The sequence below is a fragment of the Sulfodiicoccus acidiphilus genome (assembly GCF_003967175.1).
Lineage (GTDB): Archaea > Thermoproteota > Thermoprotei_A > Sulfolobales > Sulfolobaceae > Sulfodiicoccus > Sulfodiicoccus acidiphilus.
On record NZ_AP018553.1, the window covers coordinates 182,651 to 205,987 of the forward strand.

At 45.4% G+C, this 23,337-nt stretch carries 22 protein-coding genes and 1 pseudogene; 15 read left to right on the forward strand and 8 right to left on the reverse strand.

Features of this window, described 5'->3' with window-relative positions; genetic code table 11:
* Nucleotides 1-2: 2 nt before the first annotated feature.
* A complete protein-coding gene (locus tag HS1genome_RS01050) occupies nucleotides 3-341 on the reverse strand; it encodes a DUF2175 family protein (RefSeq protein WP_126449133.1) in 339 nt (112 codons plus the stop codon).
* A 350-nt stretch (nucleotides 342-691) separates the two neighbouring features.
* Between HS1genome_RS01050 and HS1genome_RS01055 the strand changes: the two genes are divergently transcribed.
* The 5 genes from HS1genome_RS01055 to HS1genome_RS01075 all read left to right on the forward strand — a co-directional run bounded on the left by HS1genome_RS01055 (nucleotide 692) and on the right by HS1genome_RS01075 (nucleotide 4,474).
* The gene (locus HS1genome_RS01055) at nucleotides 692-1,312 is read left to right on the forward strand and encodes a superoxide dismutase (RefSeq protein ID WP_126449134.1); all 621 of its coding nucleotides are present in this window, start codon (nucleotides 692-694) and stop codon (nucleotides 1,310-1,312) included.
* A 28-nt stretch (nucleotides 1,313-1,340) separates the two neighbouring features.
* On the forward strand, nucleotides 1,341-2,408 hold the full coding sequence (locus tag HS1genome_RS01060; protein WP_126449135.1) for a sugar phosphate nucleotidyltransferase: 1,068 nt from the start codon (nucleotides 1,341-1,343) through the stop codon (nucleotides 2,406-2,408).
* Nucleotides 2,405-3,100, forward strand: coding sequence for a Rossmann-like domain-containing protein (locus HS1genome_RS01065; protein ID WP_126449136.1), 696 nt, complete (start codon nucleotides 2,405-2,407; stop codon nucleotides 3,098-3,100). The genes HS1genome_RS01060 and HS1genome_RS01065 overlap by 4 nt, the downstream gene beginning before the upstream one ends.
* A gap of 165 nt (nucleotides 3,101-3,265) precedes the next feature.
* Nucleotides 3,266-4,033 carry an FAD-dependent thymidylate synthase gene (gene thyX, locus HS1genome_RS01070; protein ID WP_126451251.1) on the forward strand — a complete coding sequence of 256 codons (768 nt, stop codon included), beginning with the start codon at nucleotides 3,266-3,268 and terminating at the stop codon, nucleotides 4,031-4,033.
* 60 nt (nucleotides 4,034-4,093) lie between these two features.
* Complete coding sequence (locus HS1genome_RS01075) at nucleotides 4,094-4,474, forward strand: NADH dehydrogenase subunit 3 (RefSeq protein WP_126449137.1); 381 nt, start codon at nucleotides 4,094-4,096, stop codon at nucleotides 4,472-4,474.
* Here the strand turns inward: HS1genome_RS01075 and HS1genome_RS12405 are convergent.
* Nucleotides 4,446-4,655: a hypothetical protein gene (locus tag HS1genome_RS12405; RefSeq protein WP_162299805.1), complete on the reverse strand. Its 210-nt coding sequence runs from the start codon at nucleotides 4,653-4,655 to the stop codon at nucleotides 4,446-4,448. The genes HS1genome_RS01075 and HS1genome_RS12405 overlap by 29 nt on opposite strands.
* 30 nt (nucleotides 4,656-4,685) lie before the next feature.
* On the opposite strand from HS1genome_RS12405, the gene HS1genome_RS01080 reads away from it, so the two are divergent.
* From HS1genome_RS01080 to HS1genome_RS01120, 9 genes are read left to right on the forward strand one after another with little or no spacing between them, the layout of a single operon-like run.
* Nucleotides 4,686-5,150 carry an NADH-quinone oxidoreductase subunit C gene (locus HS1genome_RS01080; RefSeq protein ID WP_126451252.1) on the forward strand — a complete coding sequence of 155 codons (465 nt, stop codon included), beginning with the start codon at nucleotides 4,686-4,688 and terminating at the stop codon, nucleotides 5,148-5,150.
* Between the two features lie 4 nt (nucleotides 5,151-5,154).
* Complete coding sequence (locus HS1genome_RS01085; protein WP_373286783.1) at nucleotides 5,155-6,351, forward strand: NADH-quinone oxidoreductase subunit D; 1,197 nt, start codon at nucleotides 5,155-5,157, stop codon at nucleotides 6,349-6,351.
* The gene (nuoH, locus tag HS1genome_RS01090) at nucleotides 6,351-7,406 is read left to right on the forward strand and encodes an NADH-quinone oxidoreductase subunit NuoH (RefSeq protein ID WP_126451253.1); all 1,056 of its coding nucleotides are present in this window, start codon (nucleotides 6,351-6,353) and stop codon (nucleotides 7,404-7,406) included. The genes HS1genome_RS01085 and nuoH overlap by 1 nt, the downstream gene beginning before the upstream one ends.
* Nucleotides 7,394-7,921, forward strand: coding sequence for an NADH-quinone oxidoreductase subunit NuoI (gene nuoI, locus HS1genome_RS01095; RefSeq protein ID WP_126449139.1), 528 nt, complete (start codon nucleotides 7,394-7,396; stop codon nucleotides 7,919-7,921). The genes nuoH and nuoI overlap by 13 nt, the downstream gene beginning before the upstream one ends.
* The gene (locus tag HS1genome_RS01100) at nucleotides 7,902-8,405 is read left to right on the forward strand and encodes an NADH-quinone oxidoreductase subunit J family protein (RefSeq protein ID WP_126449140.1); all 504 of its coding nucleotides are present in this window, start codon (nucleotides 7,902-7,904) and stop codon (nucleotides 8,403-8,405) included. Before nuoI ends, HS1genome_RS01100 begins: the two co-directional genes overlap by 20 nt.
* A gap of 1 nt (nucleotide 8,406) precedes the next feature.
* Complete coding sequence (locus HS1genome_RS01105) at nucleotides 8,407-8,694, forward strand: NADH-quinone oxidoreductase subunit NuoK (protein WP_126449141.1); 288 nt, start codon at nucleotides 8,407-8,409, stop codon at nucleotides 8,692-8,694.
* A 1-nt stretch (nucleotide 8,695) separates the two neighbouring features.
* Nucleotides 8,696-12,160: a proton-conducting transporter transmembrane domain-containing protein gene (locus HS1genome_RS01110; protein WP_126449142.1), complete on the forward strand. Its 3,465-nt coding sequence runs from the start codon at nucleotides 8,696-8,698 to the stop codon at nucleotides 12,158-12,160.
* A 3-nt stretch (nucleotides 12,161-12,163) separates the two neighbouring features.
* Nucleotides 12,164-13,552 carry an NADH-quinone oxidoreductase subunit NuoN gene (gene nuoN, locus HS1genome_RS01115; protein ID WP_126449143.1) on the forward strand — a complete coding sequence of 463 codons (1,389 nt, stop codon included), beginning with the start codon at nucleotides 12,164-12,166 and terminating at the stop codon, nucleotides 13,550-13,552.
* Between the two features lies 1 nt (nucleotide 13,553).
* Nucleotides 13,554-14,534: an inositol-3-phosphate synthase gene (locus tag HS1genome_RS01120; protein WP_126449144.1), complete on the forward strand. Its 981-nt coding sequence runs from the start codon at nucleotides 13,554-13,556 to the stop codon at nucleotides 14,532-14,534.
* 82 nt (nucleotides 14,535-14,616) lie between these two features.
* Here the strand turns inward: HS1genome_RS01120 and HS1genome_RS01125 are convergent, their stop codons facing one another.
* Nucleotides 14,617-16,521, reverse strand: a complete 1,905-nt coding sequence (locus HS1genome_RS01125) for a GltB/FmdC/FwdC-like GXGXG domain-containing protein (RefSeq protein ID WP_126451254.1) — start codon at nucleotides 16,519-16,521, stop codon at nucleotides 14,617-14,619.
* A complete protein-coding gene (locus tag HS1genome_RS01130) occupies nucleotides 16,521-18,635 on the reverse strand; it encodes a glutamate synthase-related protein (RefSeq protein ID WP_126449145.1) in 2,115 nt (704 codons plus the stop codon). Before HS1genome_RS01130 ends, HS1genome_RS01125 begins: the two co-directional genes overlap by 1 nt.
* 1,290 nt (nucleotides 18,636-19,925) lie before the next feature.
* Here HS1genome_RS01130 and HS1genome_RS01135 point away from each other — a divergent pair.
* The gene (locus tag HS1genome_RS01135) at nucleotides 19,926-20,132 is read left to right on the forward strand and encodes a hypothetical protein (protein WP_126451255.1); all 207 of its coding nucleotides are present in this window, start codon (nucleotides 19,926-19,928) and stop codon (nucleotides 20,130-20,132) included.
* Between the two features lie 55 nt (nucleotides 20,133-20,187).
* Here HS1genome_RS01135 and HS1genome_RS01140 read toward each other — a convergent pair whose 3' ends face one another.
* From HS1genome_RS01140 to HS1genome_RS01155, 4 genes and pseudogenes are all read right to left on the reverse strand, one after another.
* Complete coding sequence (locus tag HS1genome_RS01140; RefSeq protein ID WP_126449146.1) at nucleotides 20,188-20,883, reverse strand: hypothetical protein; 696 nt, start codon at nucleotides 20,881-20,883, stop codon at nucleotides 20,188-20,190.
* Nucleotides 20,884-21,520: 637 nt separating this feature from the next.
* Nucleotides 21,521-21,790: a hypothetical protein gene (locus HS1genome_RS13140; protein WP_126449147.1), complete on the reverse strand. Its 270-nt coding sequence runs from the start codon at nucleotides 21,788-21,790 to the stop codon at nucleotides 21,521-21,523.
* A 128-nt stretch (nucleotides 21,791-21,918) separates the two neighbouring features.
* A pseudogene (locus HS1genome_RS01150) lies at nucleotides 21,919-22,650 on the reverse strand (RNA-guided endonuclease TnpB family protein); the annotation flags it as partial.
* Nucleotides 22,628-23,209 carry an IS607 family transposase gene (locus HS1genome_RS01155; protein ID WP_126451256.1) on the reverse strand — a complete coding sequence of 194 codons (582 nt, stop codon included), beginning with the start codon at nucleotides 23,207-23,209 and terminating at the stop codon, nucleotides 22,628-22,630. The pseudogene HS1genome_RS01150 and the gene HS1genome_RS01155, both read right to left, overlap by 23 nt.
* Nucleotides 23,210-23,337 lie beyond the last annotated feature (128 nt).

Here is a 23,337-nt window from a genome sequence, read left to right on the forward strand (position 1 = left end):
TTTTAGGATTCTAAGACGTTGCTGAGTTTCTCGATCATTCTAGTAAGGATTCCAGCGTTCTTCTCAGCGTCCTTTTCTGCCTGATCTAGGACTTTCCTAACCTCATCGTTTGTTATCTTTGATAGCCTTGCTTTGTAGTTCTGAATAGAAGTGAGTTCCTCTTCCAGCGAATCCAGAACTGCCCTGAGTGTTTCTTGATCCCCCTTCGGAGTTCGTAGAGCACGATCCTTAAGACATGTGAAGTGAACGACCGTCTTATTCGACATGTAGGTAAAAGGCTCTTCCCAAGCGATCTGATTCTCGCAAAAACCACACTTCCATTTGGTATAGCTTTTGCTCATAATACCCCCTTTAGATACTCCTGCTATAAGTGTTTATTCTACTTACGAAATGAACGCGAGGGAAGTCCCAATGACCCACCTCCTATGGAAATCGATATATAAGGAAGCTTAATACCAAAATTATAACTAACTTCATACATCGGTGCATGAATAAGGTCGGCTTCAGGATTTTCTTTTACGTGATATATATTATTCCTAAGGGAAATTTATGGTTAAGAAAATCATTAAACTTCTTGTTTCCTCACAGAAGGCAATAACCAAAGAAAGACATCCCTACCTTATTGTTCGAACATTCTATCAAGCAAAAAGTTATAAGTGACGTTCTGAAAAAGACCTGAGGTGGATAGGTCTTGTCCATACAGCTAAGGAAGTATGAACTCCCCCAGCTTCCTTACAAGCTCGATGCTCTTGAGCCCTACATCAGTAAAGACATAATGGATGTTCATTACAATGGCCATCACAAGGGTTACGTTAACGGTGCGAACTCCCTTGTGGATAGGTTAGAGAAAGTAGTTAAAGGCGAAGTGACGAGCTATGATGTACAGGGTATAGTTAGGGGTTTAGCTTTCAATATAAATGGTCACAAACTGCACGACCTCTTTTGGAAGAATATGGCACCTGCAGGAAAGGGAGGTGGAAAACCTGGAGGTGCGTTGGCCGACCTAATACAGAAGCAGTACGGTGGTTTCGACAGGTTCAAGCAAGTATTCACAGAGGTGGCAAACTCCCTACCTGGCACTGGCTGGACTGTCTTGTATTATGATACGGAAAATGGTAACCTTCAGTTGATGACATTTGAGAATCACTTCATGAACCACATTGCTGAACTTCCAATAATTATGATAGTGGATGAGTTCGAGCATGCATATTATCTGCAGTATAAGAACAAGAGGGCGGATTATGTTAGCGCATGGTGGAACGTCGTTAATTGGGACTATGCAGAGGAGAAGTTGAAGAAGTACATGAAATAATTTATCGCACCGCTCTTTTTCTTGTGTTATGGTAAGTGCTGTAGTTCTAGCTGGAGGAAACGCTACCCGGCTAAGGCCATTAAGTTTGACGAGGCCGAAGGCCCTTCTTCCCGTAGTTGACAAACCTATCTTGGATTACATAATACAAGGTCTCAGAAAAGGAGGCGTCGATAGGATCTACATATCGGTAAGAGTCATGGCTGAGAAGATACAGGAAAGGTACAGTGAAGAAGACCTAATATTCGTAAGAGAGGATAAGCCGTTGGGGGATGCGGGACCTTTGAATCTCATAGCAAACAAATACGAACTTGGGGATGACGTCCTAGTAGTTTATGGAGATGTTTACAGCGAAGTGGATTTCAGTAGAGTCTACGAGTTTCACAAAGAAAAGGATCTTACAGCCACCGTAGTAGGGACTAGGGTTTCGAATCCTCGGCGGTACGGAGTACTTCTGAAAGACGATTATGTGCTTACTGAAATTGCCGAGAAACCTTCTCACCCTAAGGATAACCTAGTCAACGCGGGGGTCTACGTCTTCAAGACTGAAGTATTACGAAAGGTTCAAGCGAGGGGCATTGGACGAGAACTTCTCCCCAAACTAATCAACGAGGGAACAGTGGGAGTCTTCGAATATCAGGGAGTTTGGGCCGATATAGGTGTCCCTCAAGATTACCTAGAGCTTAACCTCAAACTGATAAGGCGCTCGTATCAAAGAGGATACGTCAGTGAGGATGCTTTAGTTTCAAAAGACGCTAAGCTAATACCTCCATATTTTGTGGGTAGGGGTGCGAAAGTCGGGGCCTACTCGAAAATAGAGAACAGTCTAATAGGTAGAGAATCGAAAATAGGAGATTGGTGTCGAATAACGGATTCACTCCTGATGGAAGGTGTGGAAGTTGGCTCAGGATCCGCTATAGCTAAAGCAATATTAGGGGCTGGAGTGAGTTTGGGAGAGTGGGTCCATGTGAGGGAGGGCTCCATATTGGGCGATGAGGTCAATGTGTCCGAGGGTGTGCTACTGAACTCCAAGACAATTGTTCTTCCATTCAAAGAGATAAATGAGTCAATAGAAGAAACGGGAAAGATCGTGTTATGATAATTGAAGAAGTACTCGATGAGTTAAGCTTTTTCTTGAAAGGCCGTAAAGTGGTTAACCTTTGTATGGGAGTTAACTACACTTCAGCTGTACTTGACGATCGGAGCGTAGGCATAAGCAATACGATCTACGATAAGGAGTACCCTCTAGGCGGAAAATTAGCGGGAATGTCTGCCTACGACGCAGCGTCGGCTCTAGGAACTTCTACTGAAAGGAGTGTGGCCACTGCTATTATGAACGCTCTTACAGTTCATCCTTTTGGGGACCAAGATCCCACCACCGATTCAGAGGGCAGGCTTTGCGTTTTCGGTTACTCTCCAAATTTCCATGGCAAAAAATTTAATAAAATTTATATATATGATTTTAATGTTAGGGAAGAGATTGTAGAGAGAAACGTTGTACTGAGGCCATATTCTATGTTCAAGGGCGAAAGTTGTGAGGTTGCGGTCCTTTTTGGATCGACGTTGGTCAATGGGACGGTTGACGATATTTTAAGTAAGCTTAGTTCAGATATCTTGATCTTGGCTGGTATTTCCGCCATCTATGCACCTCTCACATTAAAGAGGCATGGTTTTACACACGTCTTGAAGTACTTCCTCAGCGATAGATTTACGGCCTTCAGGGTAGTTTGTGAAGGAGGGGGTTCAGACGAACTTAGGAAGTATATTATAAGAAAATATAAGAAAATATGAAGAAAGCGGTAGTACATTTTGGGCATTAAGATTGAATCTTAGATCGTGTCCCTTTAAACCTCTGGGGCGATATGAAGACTGTTAGTAGCCGCTTAATTGTGTTACGAAGTGAAGCTCTGCGTTGAGCAACAAGCCTTATTCAACCTGCTGAATAATTACTATCTCGTGAATGTTCACCTAGTGTCCTTCACTGAGAACGGTGAGAAGTTAATAGCAATAGCAGCCAAGATCTCTCATTCTCGTAAAGGATGGATTGAACACGAGGACATGAGTGGAGAGGAGGTCGAAACGTGGATAAGAGAGTCCTTCAGACATGGTTACCTTTCGGTTTTTGAACATTCGGTTTACACTTTCTCTATAGAGGGAATATCGAGGGTTTGTTCTCATCAACTAGTGCGCCACAGGGTGGCGTCTTATACGCAGACCTCCCACAGGTTTGCTAGACCTATTGATGAACATTACAAGCCCATCACGCCTCCCTCTGCTAGAGGTAAAATAGAGAGCGCCTATTCCAAGATATATGAGTTGTACTGGTCCATCCTCCAAGAGGGAGTACCTGAGGAAGACGCTAGGTATGTGTTGCCAAATGGAGTCAACACTAATATAGTTGTGACCATGAACGCTAGGGAATTGATAAATTTCTTTGCTCTACGTCTTTGCTCTAGGGCTCAATGGGAAATAAGGGAAGTTGCTTGGAGAATGTTCGAGGAAGTAAGAAAAGTCCATCCACTCATATTTAAGTATGCCGGGCCTTCCTGTATACTTCACGATAACTGGATAAGCAATTCCTTGGCTACAGTGGAAGATGTTGAGGAAGGAAAGCATCACCTAGTCTCAGAGAGGTGCATAGAAGGAGTCCCTCGGCCAAACATCCCTAAATGTATAACTAATTCAAGACAGATCGTGAACGTTTTCAAGAGTAACCGCGAATAAAAATACATAATGACACTTCTGAAAAAGGTTTTTTATGGCTACGTCCGTAGGACGGATGGGATGACGCTAACACAGCCTTTAGTCGCCTTCGGCGTTACGATTGTCCTGATCCTTGCGATAGGCTATGGAGGATATAAGTTCCTGAGTATAGCTCTAGAGGGTAAGCCCTCTCCCCTCAAGACAGATAGGTTTGAGGCCGGAAATATACCAACCGGAGAAGGGAGGCTTTGGTTCCCTCTACAATATTACGGGTATTTGTTGATTTACACCACATTGGAGCCTATAATTGTTCTATTGTTTCTGGCATCGTCTGCTCTAACTATTCAAGCTACTTACTATCTCCTCTTCCTTGTAGGGGCGTTAATAATCGTACTTTATCCTGTTATAAATTATGCGATAAGACAGATAAATACTATATCTTATTGGGAGTTGAGAAGGTGAGAAAATGACTCAACCCAACCAACCTACCACTCAACCCAACCAACCTACCACTCAACCCAACCAACCTACCACTCAACCCAACCAACCTACCACTCAACCCAACCAACCTACCACTCAACCCAACCAACCTACCACTCAACCCAACCAACCTACCACTCAACCCAACCAACCTACCACTCAACCCACCAAATCTAGGTTTGGTGATAAATTACTGCAGGAATTAAAGAATACCTTTGGGATAGAAGGAAAGGCAGAGAGCGATCGGCGAATTATGATAGAGATTCCAGATCCTGCACAGATACGGAAAGTAGCCGAGTTTCTAAGAGAAAAAGGGATTGATCATGTTAAGTCTATCACAGGGATAGATTATCCCGATCAAAAGAAATTTTCAATAGTTTACCATGTGTCATCCTATGGAGACTTTGAATTAGCTAAACTGATACTATCGTTACGAACTTATGTTCCGTATGAAAGACCAGAAATTGAAACACTTTATGAAATTTGGCCAAGCGTGTGGACCTTTGAAAGGGAAACGTATGAGATGTTGGGAATAACCTTCAAAGGGCATCCAGATCTTAGGAGAATGTTCCTACCCGAGGACTTTGAGGGAGTGTACCCATTGAGGAAGAGTTTCAAGGTCAAACAGGAGGCGTTATTCATTGACAAGCAGGCCTGAGGAAATGCTCCCAGAAGGGGGTATGGGAGTAGAAATAGTTCCGGCTTCTGGAGAACTTAACGTAGGGCCACAGCACCCAGGAGCTGGGCACATGAGGATAGTAGTCAAACTTAACGGAGACATAATAGAAGATGTGGATCTCGACGTAGGATATGTTCACAGATCTGTTGAGAAACTGTGTGAAAGCAGAAATTACATGCACTTGATTCCCCTGGTTGAGAGACCTGCTATACTGGATTCTATACATATGAACCTAGGATATATAATTGCTGTGGAAAAAATATTAAATGTTCAACCTCCAGAAAGAGCGCAATATCTTAGGAGTTTCGCGGCCGAAGTAAACAGGATAGCAAGCCACCTTTATGGTCTCGGCATCTTGACCGTCTTTTTAGGTCATTCAACTGGTTTCATGTGGGGATTTGGGGATAGGGAAGTGTGGGTCGAGATACTGCAGGCCCTCACTGGCGCTAGGGTGACCAACTCCTACGTTATTCCTGGTGGTGTAAGGAGAGATCTAGGCTCATCGATAGTGGAGATGACTAATAAAGCTCTCGACTATACGGAGAGGAAACTCAAAGACTGGAGAAGTATGGTTCTGAACAATCCAGTGCTTAGGGCTAGGTTGGAAAATGTAGGAGTTATGAGTAAGGAGAATGCGATTAAGTGGGGCGCCGTAGGTCCCAACTTGAGGGCTTCAGGAGTATATTACGATGTTAGGAAGACGGAGCCCTACGGTGCCTACGATAAACTAGACTTCGAAATTCCCGTATACAAGGAAGGAGACGGTTTCGCTAGGACCCTGGTTAGGTTCGAGGAGATAGAGCAAAGCATGAAAATTATTAGACAAATAATCAAAGACATTCCAGAAGGTCCTATACTTGCGGACAGATTCCTCAATCAAATTCCTCCAACAAGACGAAAGAAATGGTTAGAAGAACAACGTAGGGTAGTGTTCCCTGGGTATTATGCTTCGTTTAGGCCTCCTAAGGGAGAGGCAATATCCAGGATCGAAGCAGGGAGAGGAGAATTAGTTTACTACGTAGTAAGCGATGGAACTGCCCACCCTTACAGGTTGAGAATGATCACACCTTCCTACAGGTTGATATATGTTTTTAAGCAGCTCTCCAAGGGGGCAAGGTACGCTGACCTAGTCTCTATATATGGAAGTCTAGACTATTTCCCACCGGAGGCGGATAGATGATGAACATACTTTCTACCGTAGGATTCTACGTTCTCTATCCGTCGTTCTTCATCATGATAATTTTCCCTGGTTTAATCTTCGCTCTGGTAGTCCTTTTGTATACGATATGGTTCGAGAGAAAAATAGCAGCGAAGGTCCAAATGAGGTTTGGGCCACTCTACGCCTCCAAGCGTAGCGGCGGATTTCTCCAGCTAGTTGCAGATGCTATAAAATTCGCTTTTAGTGAGATAATTGTTCCTGAACAGGTAAACAGAACGCTCTTCGTGTTAGGGCCAGTGTTGTATCTCTTAGTGAGTATATTGCCACTAGCTCTGATTCCCTTGTCTGTAATCCCGATTGCCGGCTCTCCTCTCTCCGTTTACTACCATACTTTCTTCGATTCCTCAGTTGGCACCGGTGTAGTAGCGGCAGTAGTTTCTAATTACAGTTTACTCCTTGTATTAGCGCTCGAGTCTGTTACGCCCATTTTCGTTTTATTAACCGCTTGGGTCACTAACAACAGGTTCGCTTTACTTGGAGCCGTTAGGGAGGGACTGCTATCGGTGTCCTACGACGTCCTTCTCATAATGGCTTCTCTTTCTCTAGCGATCGAGTATCACACATTGGACATAGCCAAGATTGTTGAAGGACCTTTGCCTGGATTTGTGGCGAATCCATTTGCAGCTTTCCTTTTCCTAATTGGAATGTTGATAGGAACGGGGAGATTTCCCTTCGATATAGTTGAGGCGGAGTCTGAGCTAGTCGCGGGTCCGTATACGGAATATAGTGGACTTCTCTTCGTCCTTTCTATGGGGGGCTCCTATATTGGAACCTTTAGTTACTCGATATTGTTCGCTGACCTCTTCCTAGGGGGATGGCAACCCTTCACTGGTTATTACGGCATGATCTTTACGGTTTTCAAGGCCGTACTAGTCCTCATGTTCGCCGTCTTCATGAGGTCTGTGTACGGTAGGTACAGAATTGACCAAGCGCTAAGAGGGAGTTGGAAATACTTGTTCCCCTTAGCCTTGGTATCTTTAGTATTAGGTGGGGTGGTTGGAGTATGGATAAGATAGAAAACAAAAATCAAGAAAAAATAAAGGAGTATGAGAAGAAGAACACGTTCAGACTCTTCGCTGATCACGTTACCGCAATAGCGACCGGGCTTAAGTACACCGTTAAGCCCACTAGGATAACGCTGAAGTACCCTGAAGAGTCTTTACTACTTCCCAACGGTTATAGGGGAATGCTAAGACTCTATAAGGACGTTTGTATAGGCTGTACCTTGTGTGCGCTAGTCTGTCCAGCCGATGCAATGAAAATGGCGACGGATCAAGGAAAGAAGTATCCAATGATCAACTATGGTAGGTGTGTCTTCTGTGGTTTCTGTGTCGACATCTGTCCGGTAGATGCCTTAAGGGAGACCGGCATGCATGACGCAGCCTTCAAAAATAGAAGGGACTTAGTATTCGATCCTGATAAGTTCAATGCCGACTTCACCCAAGATATGCCTACCGGAAAGGTTGTCAGGAGAGTTAAGACCGTAATAGATGAAAATAAGGGGATTAAGTATGAGCCTGCCGATAATTGACATCGAGCTTCCTGTATTTGTGATCTTCTCCGTATCTGCCATAATTTCCTCGCTTTTGATAGTTAATTCTAGGAACGTCTTCTACTCTGCGGTCTCCCTAGGCATATTAGGCATATCCGTTGCGGTGATTATTGCTCTCCTTAATCCAGAGGCATATGCTTTGTACTCTGCTATTCACTTGTTGCTTTACGTCGGTGCCACCGTGGTCTTCATTGCAATATCCTTGGTTCTCTTTAGAGGGGTTCAGGTAAACGAGTCTAACATTCCTTGGGCCTCTCCGTTGGCCACCGTCCTCGGTATTGTGTTATTGTCCGTAATATTGGTTCCCTTCCTTAGCGCCTCTAGCCCCTTACCTCCTCAAGCCTTGAACTTAACCGTGTTAGCGCAGGATCTTCTAGTAAAATACTGGTTCCCGACAATAATAATTGTAATAGCTCTGGCGACAACTCTAGTGGAAGCTATAACCCTAGCCAGGAGGGATTGAAATGAACACTTTGTCTTTGATGGGAATAACATTAGCTGTCGTCCTTACTTCGGTCGGTCTATACGGAATATTCCGTAGTAGGAACGTTATTAGGATCCTGCTTTCATCCGAAATTATTCTTAATTCATCCATACTATTCCTTTTTTCTGCTGCTTCCGCATTGGGTAGGACCTATACTCCAGTTCTCTTCTCGGTCTTCGCCATCGGGATGGCCTTGACGGAGGTCGTAGTGGCCTTCGCGGCCATCATTCTGTATTACAGATTGAAGGGTAGATTAGAGGTGAGTTAAAATGATATCATTGTTTGTTTTTATTATATCATTTATTCTTGCATCCGTTCTTGTTTTTTCAAAAACTAAGAAAAATAGCCTCATCATTTCTTTGATAGCAATTCTAATCAACTTGTACTACATCGTTAGAAGGGGCCTATACTTCACCTTTTATGTTTCCTATGGAGTAGGTAATTTCGGCTTCACTGTCAATAATTTCAATTTCCCGTTCATTGTTACTATTTTGCTTGTGACTTCGGTTACCGCGTTCTACTCGACGAGGTACATGTCGAAGAAGTTTGAGGAGATGGGTGGAGGGAGCTGGGGAACCTACTACGCCCTTTATGCGTTATTCAGTATTTCGATGTTGTATGCGGTGCTTTCTGTTAATCTCTTGGAAATTTACATCTTCTTGGAGATTGCCCTCATCACCTCTTTCCTTCTAATCTTAATGTATGGATATGGCGATAGAAGGAGGATATCACTTCTCTACTTCGTGTGGACTCACGTTGGAACTTTACTAACACTATCTTCGATAATAATAATTGGTCTTACCACTGGTAGTATGGATATTTACAACGGGACCGCTTACGGGCTTCTCAATTACTCCTCAATTCCTTACGTCGGTTTTGTGCTGGGTATAGGAGTCGTAGGTATGCTGATCAAGTCGGCCACATTTGGTTTCAATATATGGCTACCATACGCCCACGGTGAAGCCCCCACCCCTATATCCGTTTTGTTGAGTCCTAACATGGTCGGGCTAGGAGTATTCGTGATAACTATCTATTTCTATCTATTTTCAGCTCTGGCTCCGTATGCCCCAATCTTCATTGCGTTGGCCTTGCTGACGATGATATATGGGGGAATCAACGCACTAGCTCAACGTGACTTCAAGAGATTCCTAGCCTATTCTACAGTCTCCCAAATGGGTTACATGTTGCTGGGTTCTTCAATTGCCTTCGCTATAGGTCTCAAGAACTCCGTCTTAGATCTTCCTCTAGGGATACTGGCGGCCCTCCTGATTTACGTTTCTCACGGTCTCGGAAAGGCAGTTCTCTTCATGAGCGCAGGTTCAGGGATAACTGAGCTTGAGACGCGAGATATCGAGAAGATGGGGGGCCTATATCTTAACTCTCCTCTCCACTCCACTCTCTCGTTCATTGGACTGCTCAACATCTTAGGTCTACCACCTACAGTAGGACTTCTGAGTGAAATCCTCCTGATCATGTCAGCAGGCCAACTCATAGGCGTTTATGGAGTCCCAGTTTTTGTTGGAGTCACAGCAGTTTTAATGGTAGCTATAGCCATATCCTCAGGCTACGGAACATACTTATTCAAGAAAGTATACGGTGGGGTTCTTAAGGTCCAGAAAAGTCTAGATATAGCTACAGTATATAGCATTTCGATGGGCTTACTGGCCTTCTTCAGTGTTCTATTTTTCTTCTTCCCTCAACTCCTTTTCCATGGCGGCCCCAATCCTCTAAGTTACTTCGTGCAAGTAGTTAGGGGCACAGATCCTGTGCTTCCATTAATAGTCTTCCTTCCTATGTTAGGCTCTCTTTTATCCATCCTACTTCCCTCTGGCGTAAAAGACACCGCTAGGGGAGTTCTATCCACGACCTTAATCACAACCTCTGCCATTTTGGCCATCTACAACCTTATTACAGTAGTGGGTAGTCCTGTGCCTTTCTATTCTCCAACTAAGTTCCAATGGACCTTCTCCTATTTCGACTTTAGTTCTAGTCTCTTACAGGCTATACTTGGAGTGTTCGTGTCTGTGCTCTCTACCTTGATCGCGATATATAGTATAGGGTATATGAAGGAGGACAAGGTTCTGAGAAGATATTGGGCATTCTTTACCATTTTCGTCGCTTCCATGTTGTCTGTCATTTACTCTGATAATCTTATTCTCTTCTTGGCGGGATGGGAGGGGACAGGCCTCGCTTCTTATGGCCTGATAAGTTATTGGCTTAATGATGACGAGCATAACGTGGTAGGAGACTTTGACAGACAAGTGTTGGGAATAAGGAATCTATCCTTCCCGACTACCAGTGGAATAAGAGCCCTAGTTTTCACCAGGATAGGCGACGTAGCCATGCTCACAGGCCTTGGCGTGCTTCTGTTCTTAAGTAGTGGAACCCAGTATTCTGCTACTACCCTGCTCTACCCATCTCCCACCGGCGGATTGCTAAGACTGCTCTTCACCTTGCCCTCTCACTACCCCTCCTTTGCGTGGCTTGTGATGCTGTTTATATTTCTGGGAGGACTGTCCAAGAGCGCGCAATTTCCATTCACACAGTGGTTACTAACGGCAATGACAGGTCCCACCCCAGTGAGTGCATTGATACATGCAGCTACCATGGTCAACTTGGGAGCTATGATAACCTTCCTGTTCTATCCATTCATGGATCTTTCCAGTCCACAGACTGCTCTCTATATGGAAATAGCTGCCGGGGTGGCTTTATTTACGGCGTTCTACGCTAGCTTTAACGCACTTGTTGCTAGAGAACAGAAGCTGATCCTCGCCAATTCCACTGCAGATCAAATTTCTCTAATGATATTCTCCTCTTCGATAGGCGGTGCGCTCGCTTACGTAACTGGTAACCCCACATTGTTGACTGCTGGTATTGTGGCAGGTCTAATCCAGATGATAGCTCATGGCATCTACAAAGCATCGCTTTTCATGAATGCCGGCTATGTGATACATTTCACAGAGAACAGATATATCTCATCTTTCCGTAACCTCTACAAGAAGATACCAGCGGTGTTTGTGCTTCAACTTCTGGCAGCTCTTAACCTGGCCAACTTTCCCTTCTTGATTGGCTTTTGGGGGCATGATGTGATAAGTAACTTAACTGCTAGTACGGACTTATTTTACGCTACTGTTTTACTTGACTTGCTCGGTGCTGTTTATATCATGCGTCTGGTATTCAAAACGTTCACGTGGAGGAATGCAGAGGAAGGAGAGGAACACGAGACCTCGAAGCTTATGGTGGTGTCTCCTCTAATATTAGTGGCAGGGTCAATTGTAATGGGTGGCCTGTTCTATTCTTTCTTCTCCTCTATATCCTCGGCTTTCTCCTTGACTTATTCAATCTCATCACTGGACATTGCAAGCGTCGCCGTAGGACTTATAGGAATAGTTGTTAGCGTACTCGCTTATTACGTTGCCCAAATAGACCTTTATAAATACAGCGGAGTGAGGGGACTTCTGGACTTCTTCTACTATGGTTGGTACGTCAACCCGTTCTTCGATGCTATTGGTTTGGCCTACAGGAAGTTCAGCCAATCAGTGTTCAGGTATTTCGAGACCGGCGTATTTGACGATCTGATCAATTACAAGCTACCATCCTCTATAACAACTGCTGGGTCTAAGATTTTCGGCAGCATTCAAACGCAGGTTCTCAGGGACTACGTTGCCGTCTATGGAGCGGGAATAGTGGTGCTCTTCATTCTTTTCCTAATACTTCTCGTGGGGGTGAGGTGAACTATGAGTCCAACGGATTTTGTTCTGGCCGTCCCTACTCTCCTACTAACGGCGGTGGCGATAGCCGTACTTTACGTGGATAAAGGAACGGACTCATCGTTTAGTAAAGTTACTTGGTCGGCACTCGGTTCACTTGTAGTAGTTTTAGCTGTCCTGGCAGTAGGCATGGGCCTTAACGTTGAAGGGTATGCTTTCTCCGAAACGGTATTCGTAGATCTAATTGGGTATCTCTTGGCAATCGGAGCTACCTTGGCCACGTTAATAACGCTAGTAGGAGCTAAGGCGCATATTGAGGGTTGGAAGACGAGGACGTCCTTCGTGTCTCTTGTACTTCTAACCCTTATGGGCACTATATTTATCTCATTTGCAGCAAACGTTCTAGTCATAGTTTCGTCTTGGGCGATAGCGTCAGCAGCTTCCTACGCCATAGCAATGATAAGGAAGGACTATAGCTCGGCCGACGCAGGCATCAAGTACTTGGTTATGGGGTTAGTCTCAAGCTCGCTGATGATATTTGGCTTCTCGCTTTACGTTCTATCCTCTGGCTTCGATTTCTCTCTCTTTATCAATGACCCAGTTCTTCCGTTATTCGTTCTAGGTTCGTTCTTCCTCATAGTTGCCTTCAGCTTCAAGATAGGTGCTTTCCCATTTCAAGCATGGTTACCCGACGTTTACGCCAATGCGGACAGGGTGACTGTGACTTTCATCTCTTCAACGTCTAAAGTCATAGGTATAGCCGCATTGCTGAGAGTTTTCGAGTTCGTTAATATTACCTACCCTTACAAGCTTTACCTATTCCTCGCATTCGCAGTAATATCAGTAGGTAGTATGTTCGTGGGAAATGTAACTGCCTTCTCTAGGAGGGATCTGCCGTCTATACTCGCGTTCAGTAGTGTGACTCAAGCAGGATTCCTGATGATTGGATTTGCCATGCTGTTCTTTCAACCTAAGATCGCGGAAATAGGGATTTCAGTTCAGACGTTAGGATATGTTATAGCTCAGGCTGGAATATTTCTTTTCATTAATCTTATTGATAAGAGCGTAGGCGACACCTCACTCTCTTCACTCAATGGACTTTCCACTTCAGATAGGCCACTTGCTTTGGGTGTCTCACTGCTTGTCCTGAGCTTATTGGGCATACCTCCACTGATTGGTTTCTGGGGAAAGTTGTTCCTCTTCGAGTCCAGCTTCGTTCAGCCCTGGCTGCTGGTTTTGGGAGTAATAAATAGTGCCATTTCAGCGGGATATTACATTCCGATAGTTAGGGAGATGTTCAAGCCGGGTAATCTGAAGTTGCCGGAGTCACCAGAACGAGATGGTGTGGTGATGGCGGCTGTGCTTACTGTGGCAGTAGGATTTATTGCTCCACTGTTGTTCCTTCTAGTGGTCTAGCTTGGTCAAGGTAGCACTCGTTGGAGTAGGCAATGTGGCGTCCTCTCTAGTGCAAGCGTCCGAATTAATGGAATCTGGGAAGGAGATACTAGGTATTGAACTACCTCCAAAGGAACCTATCGAGATTGTGGCCGCCTTTGATATAGATAAAAGAAAGGTTGGAAAACCTTTACGAGAAGCAATATTCTCCCCCCCTAACGTTGTAGCTAAATACGTAGATGTAGAAACTGACTTACCTGTACTGAGGGGTCCTACTCTAGATGGTACACGAGGGATTCTCGGCGATATAATAGAAGAGTCTGACGCTCCTTTTGTTGATGTCGTGAGCGAGCTCAAGAATGCAAAGGCCGAGGTTGTGGTCTCTTTACTTCCAACCGGAGCCGACGAGGCCTCTAGGTTCTACGGTAAGGCCTCGCTACAGGCAGGCTCGGCTTTTATAAACACAACTCCATCTCCTGTAGCTAAAGAGCTAGGTTCCAGTTTTAAAGCCAAGGGGGTACCCATATATGGGGACGACCTGCTAAGCCAGATCGGAGGCACTATAACCCATGCGGGGATTATGGAATTCCTGAGAAGTCGAGGTGTGAAGTTGCTAAGGTCCTTTCAGGTCGATATAGCTGGAACTACCGAAGCCATGGTTACGCTAGAAGGGTGGAGGAAAGAAGTTAAAAAGGAAGTCAAGACTAACATGATTTCCCACACCTCTGAGGGGGCAGAAGTCGTGGCGGGCACCTCAGATTATGTTAGTTTCCTAGGAGATAGACGAGTAAGTTATATTGTCATAGAAGGTACATATTCCTTGGGTGTTCCACTAAGGATAGAGGTCTCATTAAAAACGTTGGACGGTCCTAACGCGGTACCTCCCCTAATTGAGCTCATTGGCCTCGCTCAACAATTCAAACGAATGAAAATAGGGGGTCCTGTTAAGGAAGTTTGCGCCGCATACTTTAAGTCTCCCCCGAGCAAGTTAGTGGGACGCTAGAAGATAAGAAGATTAGGTTGAGAGAGATGGTGATGAAAAGAACTCCGGTCGGATGAGTGAAGAGCCGTGTGAGGACTGAAATTCACCCCCTAGAAATCACCGTGTACTTTTCCTCTAGGAGCTGTTCGAATCGCTCCTTTACGACGTCGGAGAACTTCGCGACTATTGGCAGCAGTTCTTCTCTTTCCTTCTCGCTTAAGTGTCTATACTCCACCTTGGGTGAACCGGCTTTGTCCTCGAAAAGTTTGATCGCGAACTCTCTAGCCTTAGGTGGAAGTAATTCCTTTAAGTCGTAATAGGGTAACTGGCTCAGCTTTCTAGCCTTTTCCCCATCTATCACGCCCTTCAGCACCATAGCCCTTAGAAATCTCTCTACCTCTAGTGGGTTAGGTTGTACACCTATTTTGGATGTGCTTAAATGTCCTCTCACGAAAATCCTTCCTCCTACCATACCTGAACCTACGTGATTTCCCAACTCTTCCTCGTTCTTGTTGAACACTAAAATTACTCCCCCTCCCATGTATTCTCCTAAATAGTCGTCGAATGTCCCCCCGATCACTAGGTATGGCCTCTTGTTTTTGTATTCACGCATTTGTATTCCTGCCCTGTTTCCGACGTTTCCTCGGACGAATATCTCTCCTCCTTGAAAGGCCTGGCCAAGCACGTCTCTAGCGTCTCCTACTATTACCACTCTACCGTCGTGCATAGTGTCCGCAGCATCGTCCCCCACATTTCCATAAACATAGAAGTTATTTCCATTATTGAGATTAGCCATGCAGTTCCCGACCGTGCCGTAAACCGTGATCTTAGCTCCCTTTATTCCCGCTCTGGGTAAGTTTATCCCGAGGAACCTAGGACCCATGGCATTCAGTAATACGGCCTCTTCCCCTTCTCTTACCAACTTCAGTAATAGCTCGTTTATCTCCTTGTAATTCAACCTGCTCACATCAATTCCGTTTCCACTTTTTTCCATAACAAACCTAGAACCCACGGGCATGGACTCCCTGCCCATTCTTATTATTCCCCTGTTCAGTGAGGCTATCATGTATCCTCCAGGCCTTAAGGTCCAAACTCTAGCGTTCGTACTTAGTTCCCTGATCTCGCTCTCCTCACTAGCCGCGAATATATAGTTTTCGTCCTCTCCCACTACGGCTGGCCTGAACTTAGCCCTGTCCGCTATAACTATCATGTAGAGGTCGTCTCCACTGTAGTATCCAATCACTGCGGTAAATGGGCCATCCAAAGAACTTCCCTTCACAAACTCCTTTGCTCCTACTAGAACTTGAGTGGCCTCTTCTACACTCAATCCCTCGTTCAGAAGCTCCTCGAAAAGTAGGGCTATCACCTCACTGTCGGTTCCAACGAAGCTCCTCACTCCCCTCGACCTCAGAAATTCCACGTTAGCTCCAAAGGAACTGACATCACCGTTATGAACAACGGCCACATCGAAGCCGGAGAACGGGTGGGACCAGAAGGGGTAATACCCTGGGGAATTAGTTGGCTGCCTAGTATGGGCCAGCCAGAGATCGCCCAGTATTCTGTAGAGGTCGGCCTCCCGAGCCACTTGTTCTGGAAAACCGACTCCCTTCATTACATGTAGAGCCCTTCCTATAGAGTAGATCCGTCCCTCACTGTCTTCCCACATGATCTCGTTTGCCCTCCTTATCGCCTTATGGACTAGAGGTTCTTCACCTACTACTGTCAAAACACAATCACACAGTTCTCCCAGATTTCTCTTCACTTCTAAGTTCATTACGTCCACTCCCATTCGATTTAGCCTCTCTGTGATTAGTTTGGGATCTCTGACGTAGGCCCTTACCTCTATTTCGGCTTTGTTATCTGCATTAAATACTGCGAAACCCGCCCCGAGTTCACTTCCCCTATGCCTAACTCTAGTTATGGCTCTTAGAGTTTCTTCCCCGCTAACTTTTGGGGCGTGAGGTTTCCTTAAGATTCCGAAGACCCCACATCCTGAGGGTTGATACATCATAGCGAACCAGCCACCTTCACTCTTAATCTTCTACTTACCTCAGAGCTTAGGTTGATGTTTCTCATGAGCTCCCTGTTACCAACCATTGAGTTACTAACCTTGTAAACCCCCGCTGCTCCGGCTATCAGGGCGATCTCTCTTTTCAATCCGGCCATTAGATTCAGGGCCTTCTCCTCCATTCCCTTTCGACTTCCTTCCCCTACGGCTATTTCCATTACTTCAGCGGGAAGAAGCACTATATCAGCTCCCAATCCTACTAATTTCATTATATCCCCAGCGTCCCTAAGGGTTCCAGCTGTTACAATTATGTCGTATCTATCTCTCACTCCTAGTCTCTTGAGGTGGGTATCTATTTCTGACGTAACTAGCTCTAGTGGTTCTCCCCGCTCTTCTATAACTAACCCAGCCACTCCTTTATGTTCCACCAGTCTAAGTCCCTCTAAGGTACTACCTATCAGCCAGTACTTGCCACTCTCTGGCTTATCAGACCAACCTATTACACTTAACCCATCTTTGGCAATAGAGATGTCCTCATATCCTTTAGTGGTTTTTAGCGTGAGAACAGGGATGTTATTCGCCAAGGCCCCCCATTCTATCGCGTCTCGCAGTTCGAACTCCGCATGTCTAACGTCAAAACCTAAAGGTGCCGAAAAAGGTAATTTACCTCCTAGTAACCTCACCGAGCTGTCTATCTCCTCTCTATATGGATCTATGGAGGGCCTAGTGACTTGAGCCCCATCAATTCTAAGCCAATCCACTATTCGTCTGGGAAGCTCCACGTCCGGAGGAGCGGTACTCCCCATACTAGTCACTGTTGGAACTCCCTTTGATGCCAACTCATGAAGGTGAGTTAGGACCTCATTTGACTCCTTCGACCTGATTGATGGCTCTGAGTCTTCTGGAACCCCTTCTATCCCTAATACCCCCAAGGCATCTTTAGTTAGGGAATTACCTCTAAGGAGATCTCTTCTGCCTACTAAGTCGCTGACTCGCCTTAATCCAAGTCCACCCACAATTTCAGAGAGTTCCTCCGAGAAGCCGTTAACAAAGTTAACTAACCTTGAGAGGGCAAAATCGAAGTCTATCTCCCGAGTGCCATCGATCTTGTTAGTGAGTGCGGTAGGACAAGAACCGATGTGACACTTGTGGACCATGACGCACCCCATTGCTATCAGTACACTGGTGCCCAAGTTGACGGCATCCGCACCTAATGCTATTAGCTTGGCAGCATCCATCGCATCTCCTACCCTACCTCCAGCTATCACGTAAAATCCTTCCCGTCTGCCCTCCCTTCGTAGAACTCTGTCTGCACTTGCCACGGCCAATTCAATTGGGATCCCTATGTTGTCTCTAACTGCGGTTGGAGTTGCTCCAGTTCCGGCTCCATGGCCATCAATTATCACCCCATCCGCCCCCATCCTAGCAATTCCAGATACGACGTACGGTATGTAGTTCGTCGCTGCGACTTTAACTAGTACGGGTTTTCCAGTAGCCTCCTTCAAAGCTTCGATCCTTTGGCCCAGGTCCTCGATTGAGTATATGTCGTGATGAGGAGCTGGAGATATGGCATCTATCCCCTTAGGTATTCTCCGAGTCAGGGAGATAGGATCCGTTACTTTAGATCCAGGTAGATGACCTCCTATCCCAGGCTTAGCTCCCTGTCCTATCTTAATTACAATCCCCCTTCCCGCCATTAGGGTATTTATATCTACTCCAAATCTAGCGGAAGCCCACTGAACTAGGATGTTTCTATGCTTAGCTACTTCTGGATGGAGTCCTCCTTCGCCGGTTCCTGCCAGTGTCCCAGTCTTGTCAGCTGCCTCCGCTATTACTACGTTGGGCGTTCCGCTTAACGCTCCAAAGGACATGTCCCCTAAATATACGGGGGACCTAAGCTCTGTTCCTAACATTTTAGTTACGATTTCTGCCTCTCTCCCTTTCTCTAACCGCTTAAAGTAAACCCTATCTAGTATCCTGAGAGAACCAGCCTTTTCCACTCTCACCTCTCCTTTCCCTGTAGTGGCCAGCCTTCTTATGTGAGAGATTCTGTTCACGTCCCAAAATTCTGCCCCCCTTTGGCTAGGAACGTCCAAGTAACTATTAACTATCATTAGATGTCAAGGATGAACATAAACATGTCCATACTTTATACTTTAATTGATGGAAATCGTACAGTGATGGTGAAAAAAGGAAGTCCAGCTCTTTGACTTTCGTTCTTCTCCTAATCTTAACACGCACTTTTAAGTAGATAAATCGAACCAATAACGCGAATATTCGTTCATTAATCCGCACCTAGACTCACGATGAGTCAGAACGCTAAACTATTTCAAACTCTCCCTATCCATGTATATGTTAAAATTGAACTGTTAACAGTATTATGATATATCTGGCAACAGTACTTTTATGAGAGATCCGTGATTATAGGACGTTATGCCTGACACCACATCTTTAAATTCCTGAAACTCTGTGCCAAACTCCTTAACTTGATTTGTGGTCAGCCGCGGGTTCTCACATCAACTTCAGGAGAATCCCCTCATCATCCCAGGCGCTACTAAGGAGGTCCTTCTGGGTGTTTGCAGAGTCTTTTGGTCTAAAAATCTAGAGAAGCGTTAAAGTTCCAGGTTAATAAACAGTATTAATGTTGTGACTCTTTTACAAACCGACGAAGGCCTCGCCCTTCTAGAGTCAGGGACCACAATTCCAACAACGATTTTCCTAAGACTTCCTCCCGGGAGCCAACGACGTCCCTCCACAGTTCGACCTAGGGCCAGACTAAAAACTTGAGGGACGAACAGTCCCCCCTTTCCACCGAACTAGATGCCATCGATGGAGGTTCCCTTCGTCAATTTCTAACGGGCCTCCCCTCAGATCAACCAACCGTCCACCTAACGAGACCGGAATCGATGGAGGGAACGGCGAAACCCTTGGAGGAGGAACCCTATAGCAAGGGGGAAGTGGGGCTTAACGCAGTAGTGTAGAACGTGGAGTAGAATTGAGTAGGTAGTACAGAAAAGTGTGGCTCACCTACGGATATACCTGAATCTCGATCACTCTTCCACTCTTCTATTTCGTGTCCTAAAAGCACTCGGAAAAGGCCGAAGTTGGTCACCGTTGGTTTAATTGCACCTACGGTCATGAGAACAGTAGGGTATTGTAGCTGTCACCAACCTAAAAAGGTGGGTCTCTCTGAGCCTCTCGACTGCCCCTAATGAGAGATGTAGTCCTGATGCGATGAGAAATCCCTTAGACTGGGAGGAATTGATCAGATATGGAACTCCGTATTAAGGTTCATGCTCTACCTAGACGTGTTTTACCCCTCACATATAGGTAGGGTCTTCATTCATAAATTGTTTCAGAGAATCTGGGAAAAGTTTAAAACTTACATTGAAGAGAAAGAACTTATGAAGGAGAGAGAGGTGGAGGCGAGAAAATTAACGGGGAAAAAGGTAGTGAAGGGGAGGGTATACCAGTATGAGTACTACACTCTACCACTCAATCTTTACGTTCCTAAATCTATGGTTGAGAAATTTGGGACCAGATTCTATTTGCAAGTCGATGAAGATAGCGGTATAATAATTATACGACCAAAGGGAGAGAAAGCACAATGAATTGTCATATACATTGAATTAAATTATATCGTTTATTCTTTATATTATTTTTCTACTAACTTTGCTGATTCTTGCGAATATTGTAATATAGGCATATCCTATTAAATAGGCAGGAACGGCACATAGGTTCGACCTTAATGCTAGGTTTACAGAATGTTTTACCTAGTGAAGTGAGTCCAGCGTACATCATCTTTAAAATGTAGAGCTTACGTTGAGGTTCTTGCCCGATTACGGCCTCACTAAGGTCCTCGTAAAAATTATCACCTAAAAGTCTGTGACCCACTATCGAGACGTATTTGGAAATGGGGATGTGGGGTACATTTCCAGCAAAGAGTGAGATTGCTAGTGCCGTTTCTTCCCCTATTCCTTTAATTCCAATAAGTTCGCTTGTATTCGAAAGAATGTCATCTCCCTTAATTTTTTTAAGGTAAGCTAGCGCCTTTATGCTTTTTAGCTTTCTCTCCTTAAAATTGATGTGTCTTAGAATTCTAAGAACGGAAGATGAATCGAGTCTGCTCATACTAGGAAGGTCATTCAACGCCTGTTCTCTTAATACAGTTAAGGTTTCTTCTACTCTTTTCCACCTAGTGAGTTGAACTAATACTGCAGTTATTACTACTTCATCAGCAGTGAAGGCGCCTCCCCACCACGCCGGAGAGTAGGGATCTGTTATCACCCACCCTTGTTCTCTCAAAAATGCCTCATGTGATTCCAGCATTTTAATAAATTTCCACATTAGGTCTTTATCCATACACCTTATCACCTTCGTCTAGGGAAGTTTTAATCAGTACAATTACATTCCTTATCTTGAGGTTTGGGCTTCTTAGGATTTCATGATATTTGGCATCGTTCCTCGGCCCTTGAACTTCACCTAAGCATGTAGGAAACCCCACCTTTCTCGGCCCAGTTAGCTGGAAGACTCAGATCCACATCCTCGCAATTTCACAGGTTTGAGGGAACTTGCCCAACCTCTGTAGATGTTGAAAGACGTATTCAACTGTTTGTCTAGGGTGAAACCCCTTTACACACGAAAGTCCCGCCCGCCTTTCGGGAAGCCTATACCTAGGCAGGACTTGAGATTAGTCGGGGATCCTTTTTCTTCACGAAGGAGCCGTATGGAGGCCTTAGTATTTAACTTAACGGAGGTTGAGGGGGCGGAAGTCCCCTTCCGTGGGGACGGACAGCCCCCTTATGTAAACCTCTTTACGGTTGTCAAAATACTATTTCTACGACCTCTACTGTGAGAGCTGGGTCGCACCCTCTGGGCTGGGGGAACTCACGCCCGTAGAGAGGAAACCCTCCGCGATCCCCCTTCCGTACTGTTCACAGAAAGGTTCCACCGAACCTCCGCTACGTAAGGAGATCGAGGTTCCTCCGAGGTGCGGGACTCACCGCGAGGACGCCCCGTCCGCGAGGGCGGGGTAGTTCACTAACTTCCTACCGTGCTTCGAACTGACTTCCTCCCCGCCCTGGAAGGGACGAGGGTTCCCTCCCAAAGGGATCGTCGTTCCCACCATCGGTTCGGGATTACATCCCTCATCTGGTGGGCAGTCGAGTGGATCAGAGATCCACTCCCATTTGAAGAGGAGGGGACTTTCACCCATTACGTCTAGTCCCTTAAGAGAAGGAGATAATAGCTGCTCCTCCCTCAGTCCCATTAAACCTTAGATCGAGCTGGGGAGGAGCGTCGTTAGTACCACTAAGAGAAATTTTACAAAGAAGTATAAATATGAGGGGGCTGTCCGTCCCCGCCGTGAAGGGCGAGGCTTTCCGCCCCCTCAACCCCCCTCTCTGTAAAGGACTGTATTCTACCCCTCTTCAACTCCATACCGTACTTCAAGCTGTACAATTCCTTCAAGGAAAACGTGACGAACTTATCACCGTCATATGCGTCCAACGTGTAAATGTTGCTATCAATTGCTAGGAAATCTAGGGGAGTTGAACGAGGTAACTTGTAACGGAACGGCAAGTACACCTCGTCCTCCTTTATCACGGGCTCACCCAACTCAAGTCCCTTAACTCGTCTGGAGAACCAAGTGTGAGACCAAGAGTAGGTAATATACTCGCGAGGTCTTACAGTAATCCTTACGCTCGCACCATCGACCTTCCTAAGCGTCGACTTTATTCTGACGTAAACCTCCTTCAATCTAGGTTTCCTCAACGACTTTCCCTTCTCAGCCCTCCTCTTCCAACTCCTCAATATTGAGTAAGCATCATTCATTGCCTTATCCGCGTAGTGGGAAGCTAGAATGTTGATCTTCTCCAACTCGTCCCTCAACGTCTTGTACATTTCTTTCTTCGGTAAGGTTACTTTGACCTTCGTGGCTTTCTTACCTTTCTACACTTTCTTCCTCTCAACTTTCACCCTCCCTCACAACCGGTCTAACGCTTTCCGTAGTAGGACTCTGCAGTTCTCTAGTAGTACCTTACTTTCCTCCCTCTTATCGTTCTTTATGGAGTACGTTAGGTAAAAGAACTCCTCTGGTTGAAACGATCTAATCCTTGAGCTCTTCGACACACTCCTTCACCTTTTCGTGTTTATGGCTCCTCATACCGTAGAGTTTACCGCCGAAAGAGACTAGGATTGAGATTAAGTCTTCGACCAGTTCCTGCTCGGGTGTTTCGTCCTCATTGTTTAGCACTACTATTTCGCAGTTGTGTGCTTTGCACACCTCCTCAAGTATTTCGAAACCGAACCTTACCAGTCTGTCCGGGTAGGCTACGACCACTTTTGATACTTCGTTGTTCAGTATCATTCTTAGTAATTTGAGGAACCCCTTCCTCTTCGCGTTCAGTCCAGATCCAACGTCTGTTATCACTTGGTCGTATTCTTTAACGTTCTCCTCGAGGTACTTCACTTGGTTTGCCAGATCGTCTTTTTGCGTGTTTGAGGAGACCCTTGCGTATAGTATTTTCCTCTTTCTGACAATTCCCATCAGTTTCTCGACGTCCTCTTCTCCGAACCTCCATTTCCCGCTCTGTAGTACTACTGGTTTAATGTAGCCTTTCTTTACATATTCTCTGAGTGTTGCGTAGGATATTCCTAGGCGTTGGCATACCTCCTTAGGCTTAAGAATCATAGTAGATATACATACAAAGTATGTAAACTTCAGGCTTATCGGAAACTGTTGACAACGGCTGTCAGTACTAGTGGAGCCCCGTTCTCCACATTTGAGCGGGGTGTTTGGCGAAGCGGAAGCTCTGT